Below are 18,984 nucleotides of genomic sequence, written 5' to 3'. Positions count from 1 at the left end.
CCGGGATGTGTTCAGCATTGCCGTTCGGCGATGCGGGCGGCGAGCAGCCGGACCGTGGGCAGCTCCACCACCGCCGTCGCCGGGAGGTCCCACTGGGCCGCGATGCGGACCGCTCCCGCCGATCGGCCGCCCAGCTCGAAGAAGTTGTCGTCCGCGCCGATCTCCTCGTAACCCAGCGCTTCCGCCCAGCGGGCGGCCACTTCCCGTTCGAGACCCGGCTCCGGCTCCACGAACGGCGTGCCCAGCGCCGGCCGCGGCCGGACTGCTGCCGTCGACGTGACCTGCTCGTGGGCCTGGACCGGCCGGGCGAGCGGCACCCCGGAGAGCACGACCTCGGTGAGGTGATCGGCGGCGGCCACCGCGGCGAGGACCTCCGGTGCGGGGTCCGAAGTGGACACCACCGTCGTCCAGTGCCCGCGGCCGGCGAGCCGGGCGAGCCGCGCCCGTGCGGCCAGCGTGCGGCCGGCGGGATCCGGCGGGACGAGCAGGATTCCCCGACGGCCGCCCAAGTCCGGCACGTCGCGGTGGACCTCGGCTTCGGCGTGTCCGGTCGGCTCGTACGGCTCGTGGTGCGGCCGCCACGACTGGTCGCCGCGCACCGCGAGCGGGGTCTCCCGGTGCAGCACCGCCGCCAGGACCTGGTCGATCGATGCGTCGGGACCCACGTCGACGTGCCGTGCGGTCAGCGCGGTCAGCCCCGCCTGCGACGGGGTGGTCAGGTCGGGCCCGAGCACCCCGACCGCGCCGGCGGTCAAGGTCACCATGCCGGGCCACAGCTCGGCCGCCGCCTCGATCTCCCCCGGCGAGCCACCCAGGGCGAAGCCGTGGACGACCGTCCGCGGGACCACCACCAGCGAACGCAGCAGCCGCGGCAGGTCGCCCGGGCCGACGGCGAAGTCGCCGGTGTCCAGGAACCCGAACCCGCTGCCCGGCCGCACCGTGGTCACTTCGCCACCCGCCAGGGTGATGCGGGCGGCCAGCGCCTCCCCGACGTCGTCGGCGGCGAACACCAGCCACGGCCCCGCCGCCCGCAGCCGGCGCTCCAGGCCGGCCAGGGGCTGTGGGTCGAGCCGCCACGAAGGCACGTACGCAGCCGGGGATGAGGCAACGTCGGAATCGACCCAGAACCGCTTGCGCCGGAACGGATACGTCGGCAGCTCCACCCGGCGGCCCTCGCCGCGGTGCAGGGCGGGCCAGTCGACCGCGCAGCCCGCGATCCACAGCCGTCCCAAGGTGGCCAGCACCCACTCTTCGCCCGCACCACCGTCGACGGGAAGCGTGTCGGACGCGCTCTCGTCCAGCCGGACACCCAGCCGGGTCAGACCGGCGGTCAACGCCGAGAACGCCCCGTCGCGCGTGGCGGCCGGCGCGGGCACCTCGGCCCCGGCCAGCAGGCGGTGGGCGGCCGAAGCCGTCACAGCCCACTCCGGGCCGCCGCCCGCGACCAACCGGAACCGCGGGTCACGCCGGCGAGTCTCGCCGTCGATCCACCGGCCCGGATCGGCCAACGCGGCCAAGGCGTCGGGAAGGTCCCGGACCACGACGGCCCGCCGCAGCGCGAAGTGGCCGCGTGACACCTGCAGTGTGAAAGCGACGTCGCCGAGGTCCAGGTCCGGGTGCGCCGCCAGGTGGGCCCGCAGCCGCGCGGTCACCTCGTCGAGGGCGGCCGGCTCTCCGGCGGAAAAGGTCAGCAGGAACGGCCCACGGGACCGCCGGGGCTCCCGCACCGGCGGCTGTTCCAGCACCACGTGCGCGTTCGTCCCGCCGACGCCGAACGAGCTGACACCGGCCCGGCGCGGCGAGCCGTCCTCGGGCCAGGGCACGTCCGCGGGCAGCACGGTGAACCGGTCGTCCATCGCCGGATTGGGCGTGCGGAACCCCGCGGTGCCCGGCAGGACGCCGTCACGCAGGTTCAGCGCCGCCCGGATCAGCGAGGTGACGCCGGACGCGCGGTCGAGGTGCCCGATGCTCGGCTTGACCGAGCTGAGCACGCACGGTGCCGCGCGCCCGGGCCCGAAGACGCGGTTCAGCGCGGCCAGCTCGATCGAGTCGCCCAGGGGCGTGCCCACCGCGTGGCACTCGACGTACCCCACCGTCTCCGGTTTGACCCCGGCCACGGCCAGCGCGGTTTCCACCACCGCCGCCTGCCCGGCCACCCCGGGCGCGGGGTACCCGGCCCGGTCGCGGCCGTCGTTGTTGACCGCCGAGCCGAGGATGACCGCGTGCACGACGTCGCCGTCGGCGAGGGCGTCCTCCAGGCGCTTCAGGGCGACGACGGCGGCGCCGGACCCCATCACGGTCCCGTTCGCGCCGGCGTCGAGGGCCCGCACCCGGCCGTCGGGCGAGAGGATGCTGCCCTCTTCGGCGACGTGGCCGCCGGTCTGCGGCAGCGGCAGCGCCGCGCCACCGGCCAGGGCCAGGTCGCATTCGTAGGTCAGCAGGCTCTGGCACGCCAGGTGCACCGCGACCAGCGAGGTCGAGCAGTACGTCTGCACGGTGATCGCCGGGCCGCGCAGGCCCAGCTTGTACGACACGAGCGAGGTCAGCGAGTCACGCTCGACGCCCGCGGACAGCAGGGACCTGCCGCCCGGTTCCGCGGCGAGGCCGGCGAGGTTGCGGGTCAGGTAGTCGGGGAACGCGCAGCCGGCGAAGAGCCCGACGGGCACGCCGGGGTCCGTCGGCCGGTAGCCCGCCCGCTCCAGCGCTTCCCACGAGCATTCCAGCAGCAGCCGGTGGTGCGGCTCCAGGGTCTCCGCCTCCCGCGCGCTCAGCCCGAAGGCGGCGGCGTCGAAGGTCTCGACGCCGCCCGCCACCGGTCCGCCGACGCGGACGTGACCCGGCGTGGCCGGGTCCACCCCCGCGGCGGCGAGTTCGGAATCGGTCAGCTCGCGCAGGCCGGGGATGCCGGCCGCGAGGTTGCGGCGCAGCTGCTCGACGTCGGCGGCGCCGGGGAACCGCCCCGCCATCCCGACGAGCGCCACGGCCGGTTCGGGTGCCGGTTCGGTCACGGCAGGTCCTTTCTCCGGGAGGGGTTCAGAGCAGGTGGCTGCGGCCCCAGCCGTGGGCGAGCCGGTAGGTGGCGAACGCGCCGGTCGCGAGCCCGATGCCGAGCACGATCAGCGCCGGGCGCAGCATGGCCTCGGCGTTGCCCGCCATGGCCGAGCGGATCAGCGACAGCCCCCAGTAACCGGGCGAAAACGGTGCGATCGCCTGCGCCCACGACGGCATCAGCGACACCGGCAGCAGCGAGCCGCCGAGTGAGCTGATGGTGATCGCGCCGAGGTCGACGGCCACGATCAGGTCACCGCGGCTGCGGACCACGGTGGACAGTGCGGCCCCCATGGCCAGCAGCATGAAGCCCCACAGGCACATCGCGCCGAACACCAGGCCCGGCGACACCGGGAACGGCATGCCGACCACGAGCCAGCCGTAGACGATGAGCACGCCCTGCTGGATCAGCAGCACCACGAACACCGGGATCGCCTTGCCGATCAGCAGTTCCGCGCGGGCGGCCCGGCTGGCGCGCAGCCGGTCCCAGGTGCGCCACTCGCGTTCGACGAAGATCGCGTTGCCCACGATCGCCATGGCGAACACGGAGAACATCACCAGCTGGCCGGTCACGGCCTCGACGGCGCCGGTGCCCAGCGCCTTCACGTACAGCGGCTGGAACAGCACCATGAAGATCATCGGCGTGATCAGGTAGCTGATCAGCTGCGAGGGGTCGCGCAGGCGCAGGATCGCGTTGTAGCGGACGAGGGCGCCGGCCCGCGAGAGGGAGTCAGTGCGCGTCGACATCGGTCGTCACCGCCAGGGAGTGGTAGAGGTCGTCCAGGCTGGGGTGGCGCAGCTCGACGGACTCGACCGGCCGGGTCACCGTGGGCAGCAGCTCCAGCAGCGTGCCGGTCGGGTCGGTGGTGGGGACGGTCAGCTCGTCGTCGGCAGTGCGCACGCGGACCTCGCCGGGCAGGCCCGAAAGCAGCTCGTCCGCGCCGCCGCGCGCGATCACCCGGCCTTCGGCGGCCACCGCGATGGTGGCCTGCAGGTCGGTCAGTTCGGTCAGGTAGTGGGTGGTGTAGACCACTGCGGCTCCCTCGCCTGCTCGTTGCTTGACCACGTCGAGCAGCGCCTGACGGGTCTCGGGGTCGGCACCGGCGGTCGGTTCGTCGAGCAGCAGCAGCGCCGGCCGGTGCACCAGTGCCGTCGCGGCCTGCGCCCGCCGCTGCTGGCCGCCGGAGAGCAGGCCGCAGGTGCGGTTCAGGAAGCCCTCCAGCCGCAGCGCGGCCGTGAGGTCGTCGATGGCCGAGCGCAGCGCGGCCCGGCGCAGGCCGGCCAGGCGGCCGTACAGCTCCAGGTGCTCGCGCACGGTCAGCGGGCGGTAGAGCGCGATGTGCTGCGGGGAGATGCCGATGCGGTCACGGGCGCGCGTCGGCGATTCGCCGTCGACGAGGACCGTGCCGCTGTCCGGGCGCAGCAGCCCGGACACCATCTCGACGAACGTGGTCTTGCCGGCGCCGTTGTGGCCGACGAGCCCGACGATCTCGCCCGCGGCGACCTCGAGGCTGAAGCCGTCGAGGGCCTGCACTTCGTCGTAGCGTTTCCGGAGGTCGGTTGCTTGCAACATAGGGGATCGCTCCTTGCGGTTCACGGCTCTTGCAATGTCGCACGGGGACGGCCGGGACGGCGTTCCCCCGCGGTGGCAGGAAACTGCCGTCATTCGGTGCCGGCGGGCACCGCACTGAGCGCCTCGCGCAGCGCGACGCGGTCGAACTTGCCGTTGACCGACCGGGGCAGCTTCGGCAGCACCTCGATCCGCCGCGGCAGCATGTACGCGGGCAGTTCCTTGGCCAATGCCCGGGAAACCGCCTCGGCGTCCGCCTCCGGCGCGACCGCCAGCACGATCCGCTGCCCCAGCACGGGATCCGGCACGCCGAACGCGGCCGCCTCCCCCACCAGGCCGGTGGCGTAGGCGGCTTCTTCGACCTCGGCGGGGCTGACGCGGTAGCCCGACGTCTTGATCATCTCGTCGGTCCGGCCGACGAAGTACAGGAACCCGTCCTCGTCGCGGTAGACGGTGTCGCCCGACCACACGGCGATCTCCGGGCGCACCAGGCCGTCCGGGCCCGGCACCGGGCGGAAGCGCTCCGCCGTGCGCCCGGGGTCGTTCCAGTAGCCGAGCGCCACGAGTGCCCCGCGGTGCACGAGTTCGCCGTGCTCGCCGGGCAGGCACGGCGAGCCGTCGGCGCGCAGCACGAGGACTTCGGCGTTGGGGATGGCCTTGCCGATCGAGCCGGGACGGCGGTCCGCTTCGGCCGGGTCGAGGTAGGTGGAGCGGAACGCCTCGGTGAGCCCGTACATCAGGAACGGTTGCGCGGCCGGGAAGATCTCGCGCAGCCGGGTCAGCGTGGCGCGGGGCATGCGGCCGCCGGTGTTGGCGAAGTAGCGCAGCCGCGCGGTCGCCTCGGCGGGCCACTCCTGGGTCACCAGCTGCAGCCACAGCGGCGGCACGCAGGTGAGCGCGGTGACGCCGTGGCGGGCGCAGAGCCGGACGATCTCCTTGGGCAGCAGGTAGTTCACGAGCACGACGTGCGCGCCGGCGGCGAACGCGGTGGTGAGCTGGCTGAACCCGGCGTCGAAGCTCAGCGGCAACGCGGCGAGCACGACGTCTTCCCGCGTGTGGCCGAGGTATTCCGCGACGCTGGCGGCACCGGCGAGCAGGTTGCGGTGGGACAGCACGACGCCCTTGGGACCGCCGGTGCTGCCGGAGGTGTACATGATGGCGGCCGGGTCCTGGTCGATCACCGCGCCCGGCACGGCTTCCGGCTCGGCCGCGGTCAGCGCGTCCCATTCGGGCTGCCCGAACACCACGACCGGGGTGCTCTCGGGCACGGCCTCGCGGACCGTCGCCCGGCGCTCGGCGGTCGTGAGCACCACCTCCGGGGCGCAGTCGGCGGCGACGTGGGCGATGTGCCGGGCCTTGAACAGCGGGTTCAGCGGCACCAGGACCGCGCCGGCGGCCGCGGCGGCGAACAGCGCGACGACGGTCTCGAGCCGTTTCTCGGCGTACACCGCCACCCGGTCGCCGCGGCGCACGCCGAGCCGGCGCAGGCCGTGGGCGACGCGGGTGACCTGGTCGGCGAGCTCGGCGTAGGTCAGCGTCCGGTCCTTGTACGTCAGGGCCGGGTCACCGGGCGCGCCGCGGGTGAGCAGCTGGTCGAGCCGCACCGGGGCGGCGGCCTCAGACATCGGCGGGCTCCGGGGCGACGAACTCCGCGACGGCGGCCCACAGGCTGCCCGCGGTGGCGAAGGTGTCCTCGGTGAGCAGCTCGTCGGGCAGCTCGAAACCGAAGGTCTCCTCCAGGTCGGTGACGAGCTGCACGACGCCCATCGAGTCGAGCCCGAGCGCGGCGAGGTCGTCGTCCTCGGCGATCCGGTCCCCGAGCGCGTACGGCAGGTGCGCGATCAGGATCTCGAGGAACCCTGGCGGGATGGGGAGTGTGTCAGGCATTGCGTCACCCTGTTTCGCGTTCGCGGTCAACCGTGTCCTCCCGAGGACACCACCGGCCGGAATCACCGGGCCATCACCGCGCTCTCATCCCGCCACTCCCCGGGCGAGAGCGGTGTGAGAGCGCCCCGAGAAGACCGGCTGCGACGGTGGAAAGGGTAGAAGCCAGACCTTTGGAGGCACGATGTCGACGGCCACTCTCCCGCCGCTCGGGGCGTTCTCCGTGCCCGAGCCCGACCCCGAAGCCGAGCTGTACCGCTACGCGGCGCGCTGCGGCCGGATCGCGTCCGTGGCCACCGCCGCGGCGCACCTCGGCCTGCCCGCCGACACGGTCCAGGCGGCCGCCGCGCGGCTCGTCGAGCTGCACCTGCTGCGCCCGGTCGACGGTGGCCTGGTCCCCCGCGAGCCCTCCGCGGCCGCGGAACTGGTCGTGACGCCGCTGGAGCGCGCGATGTACGAGCGGCGCGAACTGGCCGACCGCCTGCGCGAGCGCATCGACGGCATCACGCGGGCCCCGGCCGGCGCGGCGGGCGCGCTCGACCGCCTGGAGGGCGTCGCCGAGATCCGCGGCCTGGTCAAGCTGGCGGCCGAGGTCTGCCGCGACGAGCTGGTGGTCCTCCACCCGGGAGAGGCGGCCGACGACCTGGTCGACGAGCTGCTCGACGCGTGCTACTCGGTACTGGGCGACGGCGTCGGCGTGCGGGTCGTGTGCCCGCACCGCAGCCGCGCGGGCTACGCGGCCCGCGCCCGGTTGACGCAGCTCGCCGGCCGCGGCGCGCAGATCCGCACGCTCAGCCGCGTCCCGGAGGCGGCGGTGGTCTTCGACCGGTCGCTGGCGGTGACGCTGGACGTCGCCGACCTGTCGGCCCGCCGGGTCCGCGACCAGGGCATGGTGCGCTTCCTGCTCGGCCTGTTCGACCAGCTGTGGGACGGCGCGACGCCGTTCTCGGCCGACGACCAGGGCTACAGCGGCGAGATCGCGCACGACCTGCAGCAGACGATCGCGCGGCTGATGGCCCAGGGGCTGACGGACGAGGTGGTGGCGCGGCGGCTGGGCATGTCGGTGCGGACCTGCCGTCGGCACATCGCGGCGATGCTGCAGAACCTGGACGCGGTGTCGCGGTTCCAGGCGGGAGTGCAGGCCGCTTCGCGGTTCACGCTCGCCTGAGGCCGCGGCCCGGCTCCAGCCCGGTTCGGCCCGACGGCCCAGCTCCGGCTCGGTCCGGAAGCCCGGCTCAGTCCGGCAGTGCCGAAATTGTCGGTGCCCGCCGGTAGAATGGAAAACGGGGGGCGCCCCGCGGCCCAGTCCGGTCCGGCTGAAGCCGGCGGCCCGCAGCGAATTGACCCAATGCCTGCTCCCCCACCACACCAGCTCCGGCACCACCGGCTCGAGCGCCACACGAAGAGGGGCCTTCCGCTCACGGAAGGCCCCTCTTCTCTGCCCGCCCTACCACCCGGCCGCCTCGGCCACGACGCCGTAGGTGCGCCGCAGATCGGTCATCCGGTAAAGGCCGGCCTCCGGGATCCGGACGCCGTACCGGTGCTCGATCCGGGCGAGCAGCTCGATCACCACCACCGACGTGACCCCCAGATCGCCCGCGAACGACGCCGCGGTGGCCACCTCGGTGGCGGGTACCGAGAACAGGTCGGCGGCCAGGGCCGCCAGTTCCTCGAAGCGGGCCGGGACCGGCTCGGCGAGAGCGGGCGCGGCCGCGCGGCGGAACGGGCGGGGCGGCCGGGCGCACCCCGCCGCCGCGACCGCGACCACCAAGTCCACCTGGTGGCTCAACGTCACCGCGATCTCCTCCAGGCCCGCCTCTTCCGCGATCTCCGCCGCGCCCCCGCCCAGGGTCACCAACGGCGCTCCCCAGTCGTCGTTGGTGACCTCGATGTCACGCCAGCGCAGGCCCTGGCCGAAGCCACGGCCCAGCATCTTGCACGTGGCCTCCTTGACGGAAAACCGCCCGGCCAGCCGTTCCAGCGACCGTTCGGCACCCATCCGGGCGGCCTGCTCCAGCTCCACCGGGGTGAAGACCAGCGTCCGGTACCGCTGGTGCGCCGCGACCTCCGCGAACCGCGGGATCGACATCAGGTCCACGCCGATTCTCATCCACTCCGCCCCCCGAGCAGGCTCGCCGTGGCCGCGGGCACCAGCCGCAGGGCGGCGACGTCCACCGCGAGCAGTGAAAGCCAGCCCTCGCGCAGTGGCCCGCGCGTGTGCAGCAGCACCCGGTCGCCGTCGGCGACCACCCCTTCGGCCAGTGCCGCGCAGAACGCGAGCCACGCGTCGCACGGGCCGCGGCCGGTGAACCGGTGGTCGCCCGGCAACGCCGGCCGTCCCTCCCCGCAGCCGGAAACGGCCAGCGGGGAAACCCCGCGGCGCAGCCGGACGCCCACCGCGGCGAACCGCGGGTGGCCGCCTGCCGAGTCGGCGAACAGCGGCTCGTCGCAGACGACCGCCGTCGCCTCGCTCTCGACCGCCCACTCCAGCAGCCCGAACACCGCCGTGCCGCCGAGCTCGTCGAGGTGCGACAGGCCGACGTCCTCGCCCGCCCAGCCGCTGCGGTGCACCAGCCCGGCCAGCGCGGCCACGTTCGGGTCGCGCAGCGGGCCCGACCGCACGAAGAACAGCGGCTGCGGCACGGCCGGCGGGCCCAGCGCGGCCAGTACCTCCGCCGCGACGTCGACGTCGTCGTCCTCCGGGATCCGGACCATCAGGCGGGACAGCGGGATCCCGGCGGCGGCCAGCCGCTCCGGCGGCACCAGGTCGGCCGCGCCGGGCAACGTCGAGAGCGGCACGTACTCCTCGCGCCGGGCCGCGGCGAACGCGATCGTGTCGATCCCCAGCTCAGGCATCGGCGTCTCCCGCCTGGTACCCGCGCGCCACGTGCAGGCGGTGGATGTTGCTGGTGCCCTCCATGAACTCGAAGGCGTGCACGTCCCGCGTCCACTTCTCCAGCAGCGGGTGCTCGATCAGGCCGGCCGGGCCGAGTGCGGCCGACGCCCAGTGCGCCGTCCCCACCGCCAGGCCGACCGCGCCGAGCTTCGCCGCGCTGGAGAGGTAGCCGCGCTCGGGGTCGCCGTCGATCCGCGCCGCCGCCTCGTACACCAGCTCGCGGCCCGCTTCGGCGCGGGCGAGGGCGAGCTGGCCGCCGGGGGCGTTCTTGCGGTGCTCCAGGACGTACTCGACCATCGCCAACGCGGTGCCCACGGCGGAGGCGGCGATCCGCACCCGCATGTGGTTGAACGTCGTGATCGCGGCGAAGATCCCGCGCCGGGTCGCCGGGAGGTGGTCGCCGAGCAGCCGTCCGGCCGGGATCTCGACGTCCGAGAAGGACAGCCGGCTGATGTACGCGCCGCGCAGGCCGATCATGTCGAGCTTCTCGCCCTGCCAGCCGGCCGCCGGGACCTCGACCAGCGCCGCGCGGATCGACAGCGCGCCGCGGCCGGTGCGGCCGAACACCACGCCCACGCTGCCGCGGGCGGCGTTGCCGACGTAGCACTTGCCGCCGTTGAGGCGCCAGCCGTCGCCGTCGCGGTCGAAGCGGGTCTCCATCGCCGTCGCGTCGTTGCCGCGGCCCTCTTCGGTCATCGCGAAGAACGACCAGCGGCGGCCGCCGTGCATCCGGGTGAAGAACCACTCCTGCTGCTCGGGCGTGCCGAGCAGCTCGACGAACACCCCGGCCAGGCCGGGCGACGGGCAGGCGAGGATCGCGCCGACGTCGCCGCGGGCCAGTTCGATCAGCCCCGCCACGTTCTCCAGGCACGAGCCGCGTTCCATCGCCCGCAGCAGCGGCGTCGACGGCAGTGACTCGCGGTACTGCGGCGGCGTGTCGGCCTGCCGCACCATCTCGAACACCGGCGAGTTGTAGTGCTCTTCCATCGCGTCCGGGTCGACGTCGATGGCCAGGGCCCGCGACCGCAGGTCCGTCGCCGCCTCCCGGCTCAGGTCGCGGACCGCGCGGACGCGTTCGCTCAGCTCGATCATGCCGGTTCTCCTTCCGGTTCCCGGTCCACCCAGGTGCCGGCCACCAGGGCCGAGACGTAGAGCGACCGCGCGGGTGAGGTGGCCAGGAAGCCCGAGGCGCCGAGGTGCTGGGCCACCCGCCAGCCCAGCTCGTCGAGTTCGCGGTGGACGTCGGCGACGGCGGCCGGGTGCCGCTGCGAGCGCACCTGGGCGCGCAGCCGTTCCACCGCGGCCATCACGTCGCCGATCGCGCCGGCGACCAGCTGCTTGCGGATCAGCGGTTCGTCCCCGGAGGTGCGGTTGGCCAAGTGCTCGACGACGTGGTCGAGCACCGAGCGCAGCACGCCGAGGCGGACCGCGGCCAGGTGCCGGCCGAAGTCGGCCAGCTCGAGCGCGTCCCGCTCCTCGCGGGGACGGCCCGGGCAGGCGAGGAAGACGATGTCCTCGCGGTCGGCCAGGCTGTGCGTGCGCACTTCGGCGCCTTCGGGGACGGCCGCGGCGGGCACGGCCGCGTACCGGCCGGGGGCCAGCCGGTCGGCCGGGCCGGCGGGCAGGGCCCGCGCCAGACCGGCGGCGAGGCCGTCGCTGCGTGCGGTGCGCTCGCATTCGAGCAGGCTGGTGCTCACTTCTCCTCCACGACCTCGACGATCACCGACTGGAAGTAGGCGCCCTGACCCACCGAGACGAGGGCGCAGCGCTGCCCGGGACGCAGCCGTCCGGCCGCGTCGGCGTGCTGCAGGGCGAGCAGCGAGTCGACCCCGAAGTTGTGCCCGCGCTCGGCGACCAGGTCCAGGGGGATCTTCTCGAACGGGAAGCCGGACAGCCCGCTGAAGGTGCGCCAGAACATCCGGTTGGACAGGTCCGGCAGCACCCAGTCCACATCGGACAGGGCGAGCCCGGCGTCGCGGGCCGCGGCGCCCACGACGGCCACCGCCTGCTCGCAGCAGACCTTGCCGAAGAGGGTGAACTCCTCCTTGGTCATCCGCAGGCTGCGGTGGAACCGCGTGTCGCGGGTGCTCGCGCCGCCGAGGTAGCGGTAGCGGGCCGGGCCGCGGGACACCACGAGCGCGGCCGCGGTGTCACCCGCGACGGTCGTGCCCGGGATGTAGCGGCCGCGGTCGCTGGCGCTGCCCTGGTCGCCGCCGAGCACGAGCACGCGGTCGTCCGGCGCCGCGCCGGGCCGGCCCAGGTAGCGCCGGGCGAGCTCGACCGAGCGCAGCACCGACGTGCAGTTCACGTGCGACACCCCGAAGAACGGGACACCCGGCAGGCCGAGCGCGTCGCGCAGCCGGTCCGGGAACTGCCCGCACAGGTCGAGCTCGGCGATGAGCAGGGTGTGGCCGTAGAGGACCAGGCTCGCCGTCCGGCCGCCGAGCGCGGCCCGCCCGGCCTCGGCCAGGTGGTCCGCCATCCGTTCGCCCGGCGCGAGCACCGGGCTGTCGCGCAGGCCGTAGATGCGGCCGAACATGCGCCGCTCCAAGGGTTTGGCGCCCGACCGCACGAGCACGTCGTCGACGGCCTCGACCCGGCCGGGCAGCCGCACGGCGACCCGGGACAGCCCCGTGTCCATCAGTGCTCCCTCCCCCGGCGACGCGTGTCGACCTCCTGATCACGCGTGTCGACCCTCGGATCACGCGTGTCGACCCTTCGCGCACGGGCGAAGGCCGCCGACCGCGCGCCCATCAGTGCTCCCTCCCCGGCACGAGCAGGCAGCTGCAGAACGTGCCGCTCGCGGGCTCGAAGTCGGCCAGCAGCACCGGTTCCGGCAACGGCCACAGGCGCGCCAGCCCCGCCCACACGCCCGTGCACCACAGATCCGGCACCGCTTCGACGCGGCTCGCGTACGGCGTGCCCGCGAGCCGCTTGGCCAGGCCCGCGCCGGCCAGGACGCGGACGCCCGGGTGCCGGTAGAGCACGTCGGCCAGGGCCAGGGTCGCCGTGTGCGGCCCGGTCCCGCCGAGCCGCACCTCCTCCAGCTCCGTCACCGCGACGTCGCCGGTCGCGCCGGCCTGCAGCAGCACCGCCGCGTCCGGCCGGTGGGTGGCCGGGTGGCCGCTGTCCCAGAGCACGGCGTTCTGGTCGTACACCAGCAGCGCCGCCTGGGTCGCCGCGCCGATCCGGCACAGCCCGTCCAGCAGGCGCAGCGCCGTGAACGCCGCCCCCGGGCCCGGGGCCGCGACCGAGCACGGTTCCGGGTTGCCGGGCAGGCGTCCGGCCAGGTAGCAGCCGGCGACTTCGGAGTGGTAGAGGTCCGGCGAGTGGTAGGCGAGCACCACGGCGTCCAGCGGCGGCAGCGGCGCGCCCACGTCTTCCAGGAGCGCCTCGGTCATCTCGATGAACCCGTTGCCGGTGCGGGCCAGGAAGTCCTCTTGGTCCGCGGCGGCGCCGAAGGTCTCGACCATCAGGCGGGCCAGCTCCGGGCGCATCCCGAACACCGGCTTGGCGCGCTCGGTGAACACCCGGTGCGTGACACCGCTCAGGTGCACCCCGGCCGGTCGCGGAGGTACCGCGGCCCGGCCCGGGGGCGCAAGAGTTTGCAGGGACATGGCTCAGACCGCCGCGGCGGCCCTGGCGAAGGCCGACTCGATGTAGTCGGTCAGGCTGCCGACCGTGCGGAAGACCTCCGGGCCCAGCTCGTCCGGGTCGATCTCGAGACCGATGGTGTCCTCGAGGCTCATCAGCAGCTCGATGACGCTGGTGGAGTCGAGCGCCAGGTCCTCGAACAGGCGCAGCTCCGGGGTGACGCCGCCGATCTCCTTGTTGAGCACGGCGGACAGGGCGATCTCCAGGTGGGCGACGATCTCGGTGCGGTTCATCTCGGCTCACTTCCCATGCTGTCGGTAAGGGGCTGGTGCAGGTGCTGCTTGCGCAGCAGGTCCGCGGGCTCGTCGCGGTCGCGGACCAGGAAGGCCGCTCCCCCGCGCACGAGCACCTCGGCGGGGAACCCGTGGCTGAGGAACAGCCCGGGCGAGGCCGACGGCCCGTAGGCGCCGGAGTTCAGGACGCCGACCAGGTCGCCGGCGCGCAGGTCGGGCAGTTTCACCTGCTTGAGCAGGGTGTCGTTGGGCGTGCACAGCGGCCCGGTGACGGTCCACGGGCCGGGCTCCACGGTGTCGTCGGTGTCCTCGCCCGCCGCGCGCGGGGTGAGCAGCACGGCCGGGAAGTTGCGCTTGACGAACGAGCCGATGCCGACGGCCGCCATGTGGTGGTGGGTGCCGCCGTCCGCGATCGCGAACCGCTCCCCCATGGACTCCTTGACGTACCGGACGCCGAGCACGTAGACCCCGGCGCGGCCGGCCAGGAACCGGCCGGACTCCATGATCAGCCGGGTCGCCGGGTGCGCCCGGTGGAACGCCTCCAGCATCGGGTTGATCTCGGCGGCCACGTCGGCGGCGTCGAGGTCGTCCTCGCCCTCGAAGTAGGCCACGCCCAGGCCGCCGCCGATGTCGACGGCCTCCAGGCGGATCCCGGTCTCGGCGGCGACCCGCTCGGCCAGGTCGAGGGCGTAGCGCGTGTTCTTGCCGATCACCTCGGCGTCGAGGATGCGCGTGCCCATGTAGACCTGGATGCCGGCGACGTCGGCGTGGCGGTACTCCGCCAGCCGCGGCCCGGCCGCGAGGACCTGGGCCTCGTCGATGCCGAACTGCCGCGGCTTGCCGCCCATGGTGAGCCGGGAGCCGCTGATCGCGCAGGTCGGGTTGATCCGCAGCAGCACCCGCTGCTGCTTCCCGAGCTCGGCGCCGAGCCGCTCGATGTCGTCCAGCTCGTCGAAGGACTCGCAGACGATCGCGTAGACGCCGGTGTCCAGGCACGCCCGCAGTTCCTCCTGGCTCTTGCCCGGGCCGAGGAAGATGATGTCGTCCGGCCGGGCCCCGGCCTTGAGCACGGTCTGCAGTTCCACGATGGACGAGACCTCGGCCCGCGCGCCGCCGTGGTGCAGGGCGGCGAAGACGCTGATATTCGGGTTCGCCTTCAGCGAGTAGAACACCTCGATCGCCGGGTGCAGCACCGCGCGCAGGCCGGTGATGGTGGCGTGCAGGACGTCGCCGTCGTAGACGTACAGCGGCGTGCCGAAGCGCGCGGCCAGGTCCTGGTAGTCGATGTCGGTCATGCGGTTTCCCCTGCCATGGCACTGAGGCGGCGCTCGGCTTCGGTCCGGACGGCGAGGGCCTCCTCCGGCGAGTCCCCGACGCAGATCGCGTAGAGACGGCCGTGGAAGGACCCCTCGCCGGTGAACGCGGCGTTGAGCGTCGCGAAGTTGTTGACCAGCACGCCGGTGTCGCCGGCGCCGGTGAAGAACAGGTCGCCGAGCGCGGTCTCGACCTCGGCGAAGGTGTGTTCGCGCTGCAGCTTCAGCGAGAAGGTCGCGGCGATCGCGTGCCGGCCCTCCGGGATGAACTTCTCGGCGATCCGGCTCTGGTAGGTGGACATGTTGAACCGGGCGTTGATCTCCAGGCACGGGTAGAGCGTGCCGTCGGCGGCGAGCATTGCGTCGACGCCGACCATCCCGAAGAAGCCCTCGTCGTGCAGGGCGCGCCCGATCTTCTCGACGGCCTCGGCGAGCTCGCGGGCCGCGACCGGCGGCAGCTCCACCGGGAAGCGGTGGCCCTGGTGCACGCCGTTCTTCAGCACGGCCGCCTTGACCGTCTCGAACCGGACGCCGCCGGTGCGGGAGACGACGAACTGGTAGTTGAGGTCCTGGGCGTGCTCGATCCAGGACTCGACGACCAGGTTCGCGGGCGCGTCGGCACCGCGGCGCTCGATCAGGCGCAGCAGGCGGTTCGCGCCGCGCTCGTCCTCGACCACGACCATGCCGCGGCCGGAGACGCCGAGCGACTCCTTCACCACGACCCGGCCGCCCAGCGCCAGCTGGGAGGTGAGCGCCTCGCGCAGTTCGCCGACGGTGTGCACCACCCGGCCGGGCACCTGGCGCAGGCCGAGGGAGTCGACCAGGCCGCGGCTGAACACCTTGCCGTTGACCGCCTTGCAGATCTGCGCGGTCGACCCGGCCAGCGGCAAGCCACTTTCCTTGGCCAGTGCCTCCTCCGACGCCGAGATGCCCAGCGGCATCAGGTAGGTGTTGCCGTCGGCCAGCTCGCGCAGCCGGGACAGCAGCTCCGGCGAGTCGAGCGCGTCCTCGGTCACCATCGCGTCCGGGTCGTTGTGCTCGGCGATCAGCGTCGAGCCGTCGGCCGCGCCGATCCGGGCGAGGTACCCGGCGAACGCGGCGTCCATGGGTGCCTTCAGCACCACCAGGTCGCCCTCGCCGGCGAGCAGCGCGCCCATCTCCTCCATGCGGTTGACCGTGGCCCCCGCGAACGAGATGCCGGCGCCGGGCAGCTTCGGCTCGCCCACCGCCCAGCTGCGCTCCACCTCGAAGTTGTTGACGAAGACGAACCGCGCACCGGCGTCGCCGGTGAGGTCCTTCTTCAGCCGTGCCACGAAATTCATCCCTGGTTCCCTTCTCCGATCTCGACGACGGCCGCCGCGAAGGTCGCCCCGAGGCCGGCCGAAGCCAGCAGCACGAGGTCCCCCGGATCGACCCGCCCGTCCGCGCGCGCCGCCGCCAGGTTGATGAACGGGTCGGAGCTGTAGCAGTGGGCGTACTTCCCGACGTTGTCGAGGAACACGCGGTCCCGCGGCACGCCGAGCGCGCCGGAGATGCGTTTCCAGGACAGCTTGTTGACGTTGTGCGGCAGGATGGCGGCGATGTCCGCGGCCTCGGCACGGGCGTCGTCGAGGGCGTCCTGCATGACCTGGGCGAGCGCGTCCGGGTAGACGTGCTTGTACTGCAGCTGCAGGGCCTCGTCGCAGTCGATGCCGCGGTAGAACTCGCCCAGCACGGTCAGCGCGCGCCCGAGGACGCGGTCGCCGCGCGGGTCCGGGCCGAGCAGCACCGCGGCGGCGCCGTCGCCCTGGATCGTGGTGTCGCGGATCAGCCGGGCCTCGTGCATCAGCACCTTGTCGCCGGTGAGCACGAGCACCCGGTCGCCGGGGGCCGCGGTCGCCAGCAGCGACCGGGCGATGTGCAGGGCCTGGATACCGATCACGCAGTTGAGGTGCGACAGGCTGAACGCGGTCGCGCGGTGCAGCCGCAGCCGCGTCCGCACGTCCTCCAGGATCCCGGGCGTGGCGACGGCGACGTGCTGCATGGTGTGCGCGTGGACCAGGAACCGGACCGAGTCGCGGTCCGTGCCGGTCAGCACGCGCTCCCCCGCGCCCGCCAGCATGTCGGCCAGGTCGAGCCCGTCCGCGACGGCCACGCGGTCGAGGCCGAGGAAGCGGGTGAAGAAGCGCAGCTGCGTCGCGTCGAGGCCGAGCGGGCCGGCCAGGTCGGCGACCGGCAGGCTCGTCTCCGGCACGAACGACGCCACCCGTTCCAGGCGGGGTGCTTCGAGCAGGGACATGGTTTCCTCCTCTTCGTCCGGCTCAGCCGCGGGCCGGCACGAGTTCGTGCGCGAGCGCGGACAGGGGGCGGGCGGTGGTGAACGGGACGAGCCCGGCCGACCACCCGCGTTCGTGCAGGGCTTCCACCACGCGGGGCAGGCGCAGCACGCGCCCGCCCGCGCCGAGGTAGCTGCGGGCCGGGTCGACGTCGGCCAGGCCGTTGACCTGCGCGACGACCTCGGTGAGGACGGGTTCGGCGGGCGCGGTTCCGGTTCGCTCGGGTGCGGCGGGGACCTCTTTCCGCGGCGGGGCCGGGGTGAAGCCGATGAGCGCGGCGGCCTCGCTGACGCGCAGGTCGGTGCCGGGGTCGCGGTGGGCCTCGACGAGCCGGGCGTAGCCGCGCAGGAACTGTTCGACGGCGTCGGCGTCCATCACCGCGTCCAGGGCCTGCAGGGCGAGGGTGATCCCGTCGGCCCACTCGTAGACGCGCAGGTAGCTGTCCGAACCGGCGAGTGCCCAGTCGGCGGGTGCGGCGTTGACCGCGTACCGGTCACGTTTGGTGCGGCACGAGCGCGGGGCGTTGTCGAGGAAGTTCAGCTCGGCGACCACGCGCACGCCCTCCTCGGCGATCAGCTCGTACACGCGGTCGTAGGGCACGTGCGCGTGCGTCATCGCCTGGCTCACGCTGGTCGCGGACGCCTTGACCACGGCCGAGAACCGCGGATCGCCGCCGAGGTCGGCGAGCACCGGCGTCGGGTAGGACAGGCAGGTGACGGCGCCGCCGAAGCCGCTGGCGTCCCGCTGGCTGGTGTACATCCGGTGCGCGACCAGCGTTTCGCCGGTGTAGGCGGCGAGCGTGACGGCATAGGCGGCCAGGTGCACGGCCGAGGGCCACACGTGCTCGCGCGCGGCGATCGTCCGGGCGGCCGACAACAGTGACGGGACGGTGAGCGAGCCGCTGTGGGCGGCTTCGGAAACCTTGCGGCGCTTCGAGAAGACGTCCGCGGGGAGCTTCTTGACGACCTCGCGCCAGTGGTCCAGCGCGGGTTCGATGTCGGCGTCGGTGCGGCTCTCTTCGAAGCGGGCGAGGTCGACCGGCTGGTGTTCGACCGGGTCCAGCACCGCGGGGCGGCCCTCGGTGCGCGCGGCCAGGAGCTCGTCGAGCTCGGCGGCCAGGCGGTCGAGGGCGACGTCGTCGAAGGCCAGGTGGTTGAAGACCAGGTGCAGGCGCACCAGCCGGCCACCGGCGGTGACCACGCAGGCCCGCAGGGGCCACTCGCGGGCCAGGTCGAACGGGGTGCGGGTGAGCCGCGCGATGACGTCCGCGGCGTTCTCCGCGGTCGCCTCGACGACCGGCTGCGGCGCCGGGGGCTGCACGACCTGGCGCGGCCAGGCGCGGCCGTCGGCGGCGGTGCCGGTCAGGTCGTAGACGGTGCGCAGGATCTCGTGCCGGCGCACCAGGTGCGTCAGGGTGGCGCGGACGGCCGCGACCGTGCAGCCCGCGGGCAGCGGGTAGCTGGTGCCGATGTGCGCCTCGTGCCGGGACGGCGCCGGCACCCGCAGGTACCGCAGCAGGTGGTGGTGCTGTCCCCAGCAGAGGTTCGCGCTTTTCGCCTCAGGCATCCGAGGCCTCCAACCGTGAATCGTCGTGGTACGCCGATGGTGGGCGGTGGCGGCGGAAATGGTTAGCCCCTGGCGGTGGCACGTTCTCCGTGGCACGAAGCTGACACCGGGCGGGCCGGAGTTTTCCTTGACCCGCAACGGTTCGTCGGTGAATCTGGGTTGGCCCCGCCGGAACGCAGGAATTGCCGACCGGATCTGCGGGGGAAATCCCAACCACGGAATGAGGAGCACTCATGTCGAAGGAAGCCTCGAAGGTCGCCAGCAAGGTCGCGTCGAAGGTCGCCAGCAAGGAGGCCTCCAAGGAGGCGTCCAAGGAGGCCTCGAAGGTCGCGTCCAAGGAGGCGTGACGACCCGGCGGGACGGCGGCGCTCCGCGTACCGCCGTCCCGCCGAACCGGGGCTTTCGCCCGAAAGCTCCGGTCTCGTGGCCCCCGCGGGCGCGGCACCGCCCCCGGCACCCGCCGGGCGGTGCCGTTCCCGCGGCTCCCCGCCACCACCCGGTCCGT

Annotated in this window: 17 protein-coding genes; 1 reads left to right on the top strand and 16 read right to left on the bottom strand. The window is 73.7% G+C overall.

Going from position 1 to position 18,984, the window contains the following annotated elements; translation table 11 throughout:
• Nucleotides 1-11 precede the first annotated feature (11 nt).
• The 5 genes from ACWEGE_RS07995 to ACWEGE_RS07975 all read right to left on the bottom strand — a co-directional run bounded on the left by ACWEGE_RS07995 (nucleotide 12) and on the right by ACWEGE_RS07975 (nucleotide 6,505).
• A complete protein-coding gene (locus ACWEGE_RS07995) occupies nucleotides 12-3,008 on the bottom strand; it encodes a beta-ketoacyl synthase N-terminal-like domain-containing protein (protein ID WP_449659698.1) in 2,997 nt (998 codons plus the stop codon).
• Between the two features lie 25 nt (nucleotides 3,009-3,033).
• Nucleotides 3,034-3,795: an ABC transporter permease gene (locus tag ACWEGE_RS07990; protein ID WP_449659697.1), complete on the bottom strand. Its 762-nt coding sequence runs from the start codon at nucleotides 3,793-3,795 to the stop codon at nucleotides 3,034-3,036.
• On the bottom strand, nucleotides 3,779-4,621 hold the full coding sequence (locus tag ACWEGE_RS07985) for an ABC transporter ATP-binding protein (RefSeq protein WP_449659696.1): 843 nt from the start codon (nucleotides 4,619-4,621) through the stop codon (nucleotides 3,779-3,781). Before ACWEGE_RS07985 ends, ACWEGE_RS07990 begins: the two co-directional genes overlap by 17 nt.
• Before the next feature lie 89 nt (nucleotides 4,622-4,710).
• A complete protein-coding gene (locus ACWEGE_RS07980; RefSeq protein ID WP_449659695.1) occupies nucleotides 4,711-6,243 on the bottom strand; it encodes an acyl-CoA ligase (AMP-forming), exosortase A system-associated in 1,533 nt (510 codons plus the stop codon).
• Nucleotides 6,236-6,505, bottom strand: a complete 270-nt coding sequence (locus ACWEGE_RS07975; RefSeq protein WP_004559815.1) for a phosphopantetheine-binding protein — start codon at nucleotides 6,503-6,505, stop codon at nucleotides 6,236-6,238. The genes ACWEGE_RS07980 and ACWEGE_RS07975 overlap by 8 nt, the downstream gene beginning before the upstream one ends.
• Nucleotides 6,506-6,686: 181 nt before the next feature.
• Between ACWEGE_RS07975 and ACWEGE_RS07970 the strand changes: the two genes are divergently transcribed.
• A complete protein-coding gene (locus tag ACWEGE_RS07970; RefSeq protein ID WP_449659694.1) occupies nucleotides 6,687-7,670 on the top strand; it encodes a LuxR C-terminal-related transcriptional regulator in 984 nt (327 codons plus the stop codon).
• Nucleotides 7,671-7,949: 279 nt separating this feature from the next.
• On the opposite strand, the gene acpS is transcribed toward ACWEGE_RS07970, so the two are convergent.
• The 11 genes from acpS to ACWEGE_RS07915 form a co-directional block, all read right to left on the bottom strand.
• Nucleotides 7,950-8,612: a holo-ACP synthase gene (acpS, locus tag ACWEGE_RS07965; RefSeq protein ID WP_449659693.1), complete on the bottom strand. Its 663-nt coding sequence runs from the start codon at nucleotides 8,610-8,612 to the stop codon at nucleotides 7,950-7,952.
• Nucleotides 8,609-9,358: a hypothetical protein gene (locus tag ACWEGE_RS07960; RefSeq protein WP_449659692.1), complete on the bottom strand. Its 750-nt coding sequence runs from the start codon at nucleotides 9,356-9,358 to the stop codon at nucleotides 8,609-8,611. Before ACWEGE_RS07960 ends, acpS begins: the two co-directional genes overlap by 4 nt.
• Nucleotides 9,351-10,490 (bottom strand): acyl-CoA dehydrogenase family protein, encoded by a 1,140-nt coding sequence (locus ACWEGE_RS07955; protein ID WP_449659691.1) that lies wholly within the window; start codon nucleotides 10,488-10,490, stop codon nucleotides 9,351-9,353. The genes ACWEGE_RS07960 and ACWEGE_RS07955 overlap by 8 nt, the downstream gene beginning before the upstream one ends.
• Nucleotides 10,487-11,095 carry an acyl-CoA dehydrogenase family protein gene (locus ACWEGE_RS07950; protein ID WP_449659690.1) on the bottom strand — a complete coding sequence of 203 codons (609 nt, stop codon included), beginning with the start codon at nucleotides 11,093-11,095 and terminating at the stop codon, nucleotides 10,487-10,489. The genes ACWEGE_RS07955 and ACWEGE_RS07950 overlap by 4 nt, the downstream gene beginning before the upstream one ends.
• The gene (locus ACWEGE_RS07945; protein ID WP_449659689.1) at nucleotides 11,092-12,039 is read right to left on the bottom strand and encodes a 3-oxoacyl-[acyl-carrier-protein] synthase III C-terminal domain-containing protein; all 948 of its coding nucleotides are present in this window, start codon (nucleotides 12,037-12,039) and stop codon (nucleotides 11,092-11,094) included. The genes ACWEGE_RS07950 and ACWEGE_RS07945 overlap by 4 nt, the downstream gene beginning before the upstream one ends.
• 112 nt (nucleotides 12,040-12,151) lie before the next feature.
• Nucleotides 12,152-13,015, bottom strand: coding sequence for a hypothetical protein (locus tag ACWEGE_RS07940; RefSeq protein WP_449659688.1), 864 nt, complete (start codon nucleotides 13,013-13,015; stop codon nucleotides 12,152-12,154).
• A gap of 3 nt (nucleotides 13,016-13,018) precedes the next feature.
• Complete coding sequence (locus ACWEGE_RS07935; protein WP_003100549.1) at nucleotides 13,019-13,285, bottom strand: acyl carrier protein; 267 nt, start codon at nucleotides 13,283-13,285, stop codon at nucleotides 13,019-13,021.
• Nucleotides 13,282-14,580: a type III PLP-dependent enzyme gene (locus ACWEGE_RS07930; RefSeq protein ID WP_449659687.1), complete on the bottom strand. Its 1,299-nt coding sequence runs from the start codon at nucleotides 14,578-14,580 to the stop codon at nucleotides 13,282-13,284. Before ACWEGE_RS07930 ends, ACWEGE_RS07935 begins: the two co-directional genes overlap by 4 nt.
• A complete protein-coding gene (locus tag ACWEGE_RS07925; protein ID WP_449659686.1) occupies nucleotides 14,577-15,920 on the bottom strand; it encodes a preATP grasp domain-containing protein in 1,344 nt (447 codons plus the stop codon). The genes ACWEGE_RS07930 and ACWEGE_RS07925 overlap by 4 nt, the downstream gene beginning before the upstream one ends.
• Entirely contained in the window at nucleotides 15,917-16,876 is a 960-nt protein-coding gene (locus ACWEGE_RS07920; protein ID WP_449659685.1) for a 3-oxoacyl-[acyl-carrier-protein] synthase III C-terminal domain-containing protein, read from the bottom strand. Before ACWEGE_RS07920 ends, ACWEGE_RS07925 begins: the two co-directional genes overlap by 4 nt.
• Nucleotides 16,877-16,898: 22 nt before the next feature.
• Nucleotides 16,899-18,479, bottom strand: a complete 1,581-nt coding sequence (locus ACWEGE_RS07915) for a condensation domain-containing protein (protein ID WP_449659684.1) — start codon at nucleotides 18,477-18,479, stop codon at nucleotides 16,899-16,901.
• Nucleotides 18,480-18,984: the final 505 nt, after the last annotated feature.

It is taken from the genome of Amycolatopsis sp. NPDC004747, from assembly GCF_053601335.1.
The sequence above is the reverse complement of the archived record's forward strand: the minus strand, read 5'-3'. Positions and strand labels throughout refer to the sequence as shown.

Bases quoted from the DNA above. Each gene is read 5' to 3' on its own strand.
- ACWEGE_RS07990 (WP_449659697.1), bottom strand. From the start codon at position 3,795: ATGTCGACGCGCACTGACTCCCTCTCGCGGGCCGGCGCCCTCGTCCGC.
- ACWEGE_RS07985 (WP_449659696.1), bottom strand. From the start codon at position 4,621: ATGTTGCAAGCAACCGACCTCCGGAAACGCTACGACGAAGTGCAGGCC.
- ACWEGE_RS07980 (WP_449659695.1), bottom strand. From the start codon at position 6,243: ATGTCTGAGGCCGCCGCCCCGGTGCGGCTCGACCAGCTGCTCACCCGC.
- ACWEGE_RS07975 (WP_004559815.1), bottom strand. From the start codon at position 6,505: ATGCCTGACACACTCCCCATCCCGCCAGGGTTCCTCGAGATCCTGATC.
- ACWEGE_RS07970 (WP_449659694.1), top strand. From the start codon at position 6,687: ATGTCGACGGCCACTCTCCCGCCGCTCGGGGCGTTCTCCGTGCCCGAG.
- acpS (WP_449659693.1), bottom strand. From the start codon at position 8,612: ATGAGAATCGGCGTGGACCTGATGTCGATCCCGCGGTTCGCGGAGGTC.
- ACWEGE_RS07960 (WP_449659692.1), bottom strand. From the start codon at position 9,358: ATGCCTGAGCTGGGGATCGACACGATCGCGTTCGCCGCGGCCCGGCGC.
- ACWEGE_RS07955 (WP_449659691.1), bottom strand. From the start codon at position 10,490: ATGATCGAGCTGAGCGAACGCGTCCGCGCGGTCCGCGACCTGAGCCGG.
- ACWEGE_RS07945 (WP_449659689.1), bottom strand. From the start codon at position 12,039: ATGGACACGGGGCTGTCCCGGGTCGCCGTGCGGCTGCCCGGCCGGGTC.
- ACWEGE_RS07940 (WP_449659688.1), bottom strand. From the start codon at position 13,015: ATGTCCCTGCAAACTCTTGCGCCCCCGGGCCGGGCCGCGGTACCTCCG.
- ACWEGE_RS07935 (WP_003100549.1), bottom strand. From the start codon at position 13,285: ATGAACCGCACCGAGATCGTCGCCCACCTGGAGATCGCCCTGTCCGCC.
- ACWEGE_RS07930 (WP_449659687.1), bottom strand. From the start codon at position 14,580: ATGACCGACATCGACTACCAGGACCTGGCCGCGCGCTTCGGCACGCCG.
- ACWEGE_RS07925 (WP_449659686.1), bottom strand. From the start codon at position 15,920: ATGAATTTCGTGGCACGGCTGAAGAAGGACCTCACCGGCGACGCCGGT.
- ACWEGE_RS07920 (WP_449659685.1), bottom strand. From the start codon at position 16,876: ATGTCCCTGCTCGAAGCACCCCGCCTGGAACGGGTGGCGTCGTTCGTG.
- ACWEGE_RS07915 (WP_449659684.1), bottom strand. From the start codon at position 18,479: ATGCCTGAGGCGAAAAGCGCGAACCTCTGCTGGGGACAGCACCACCAC.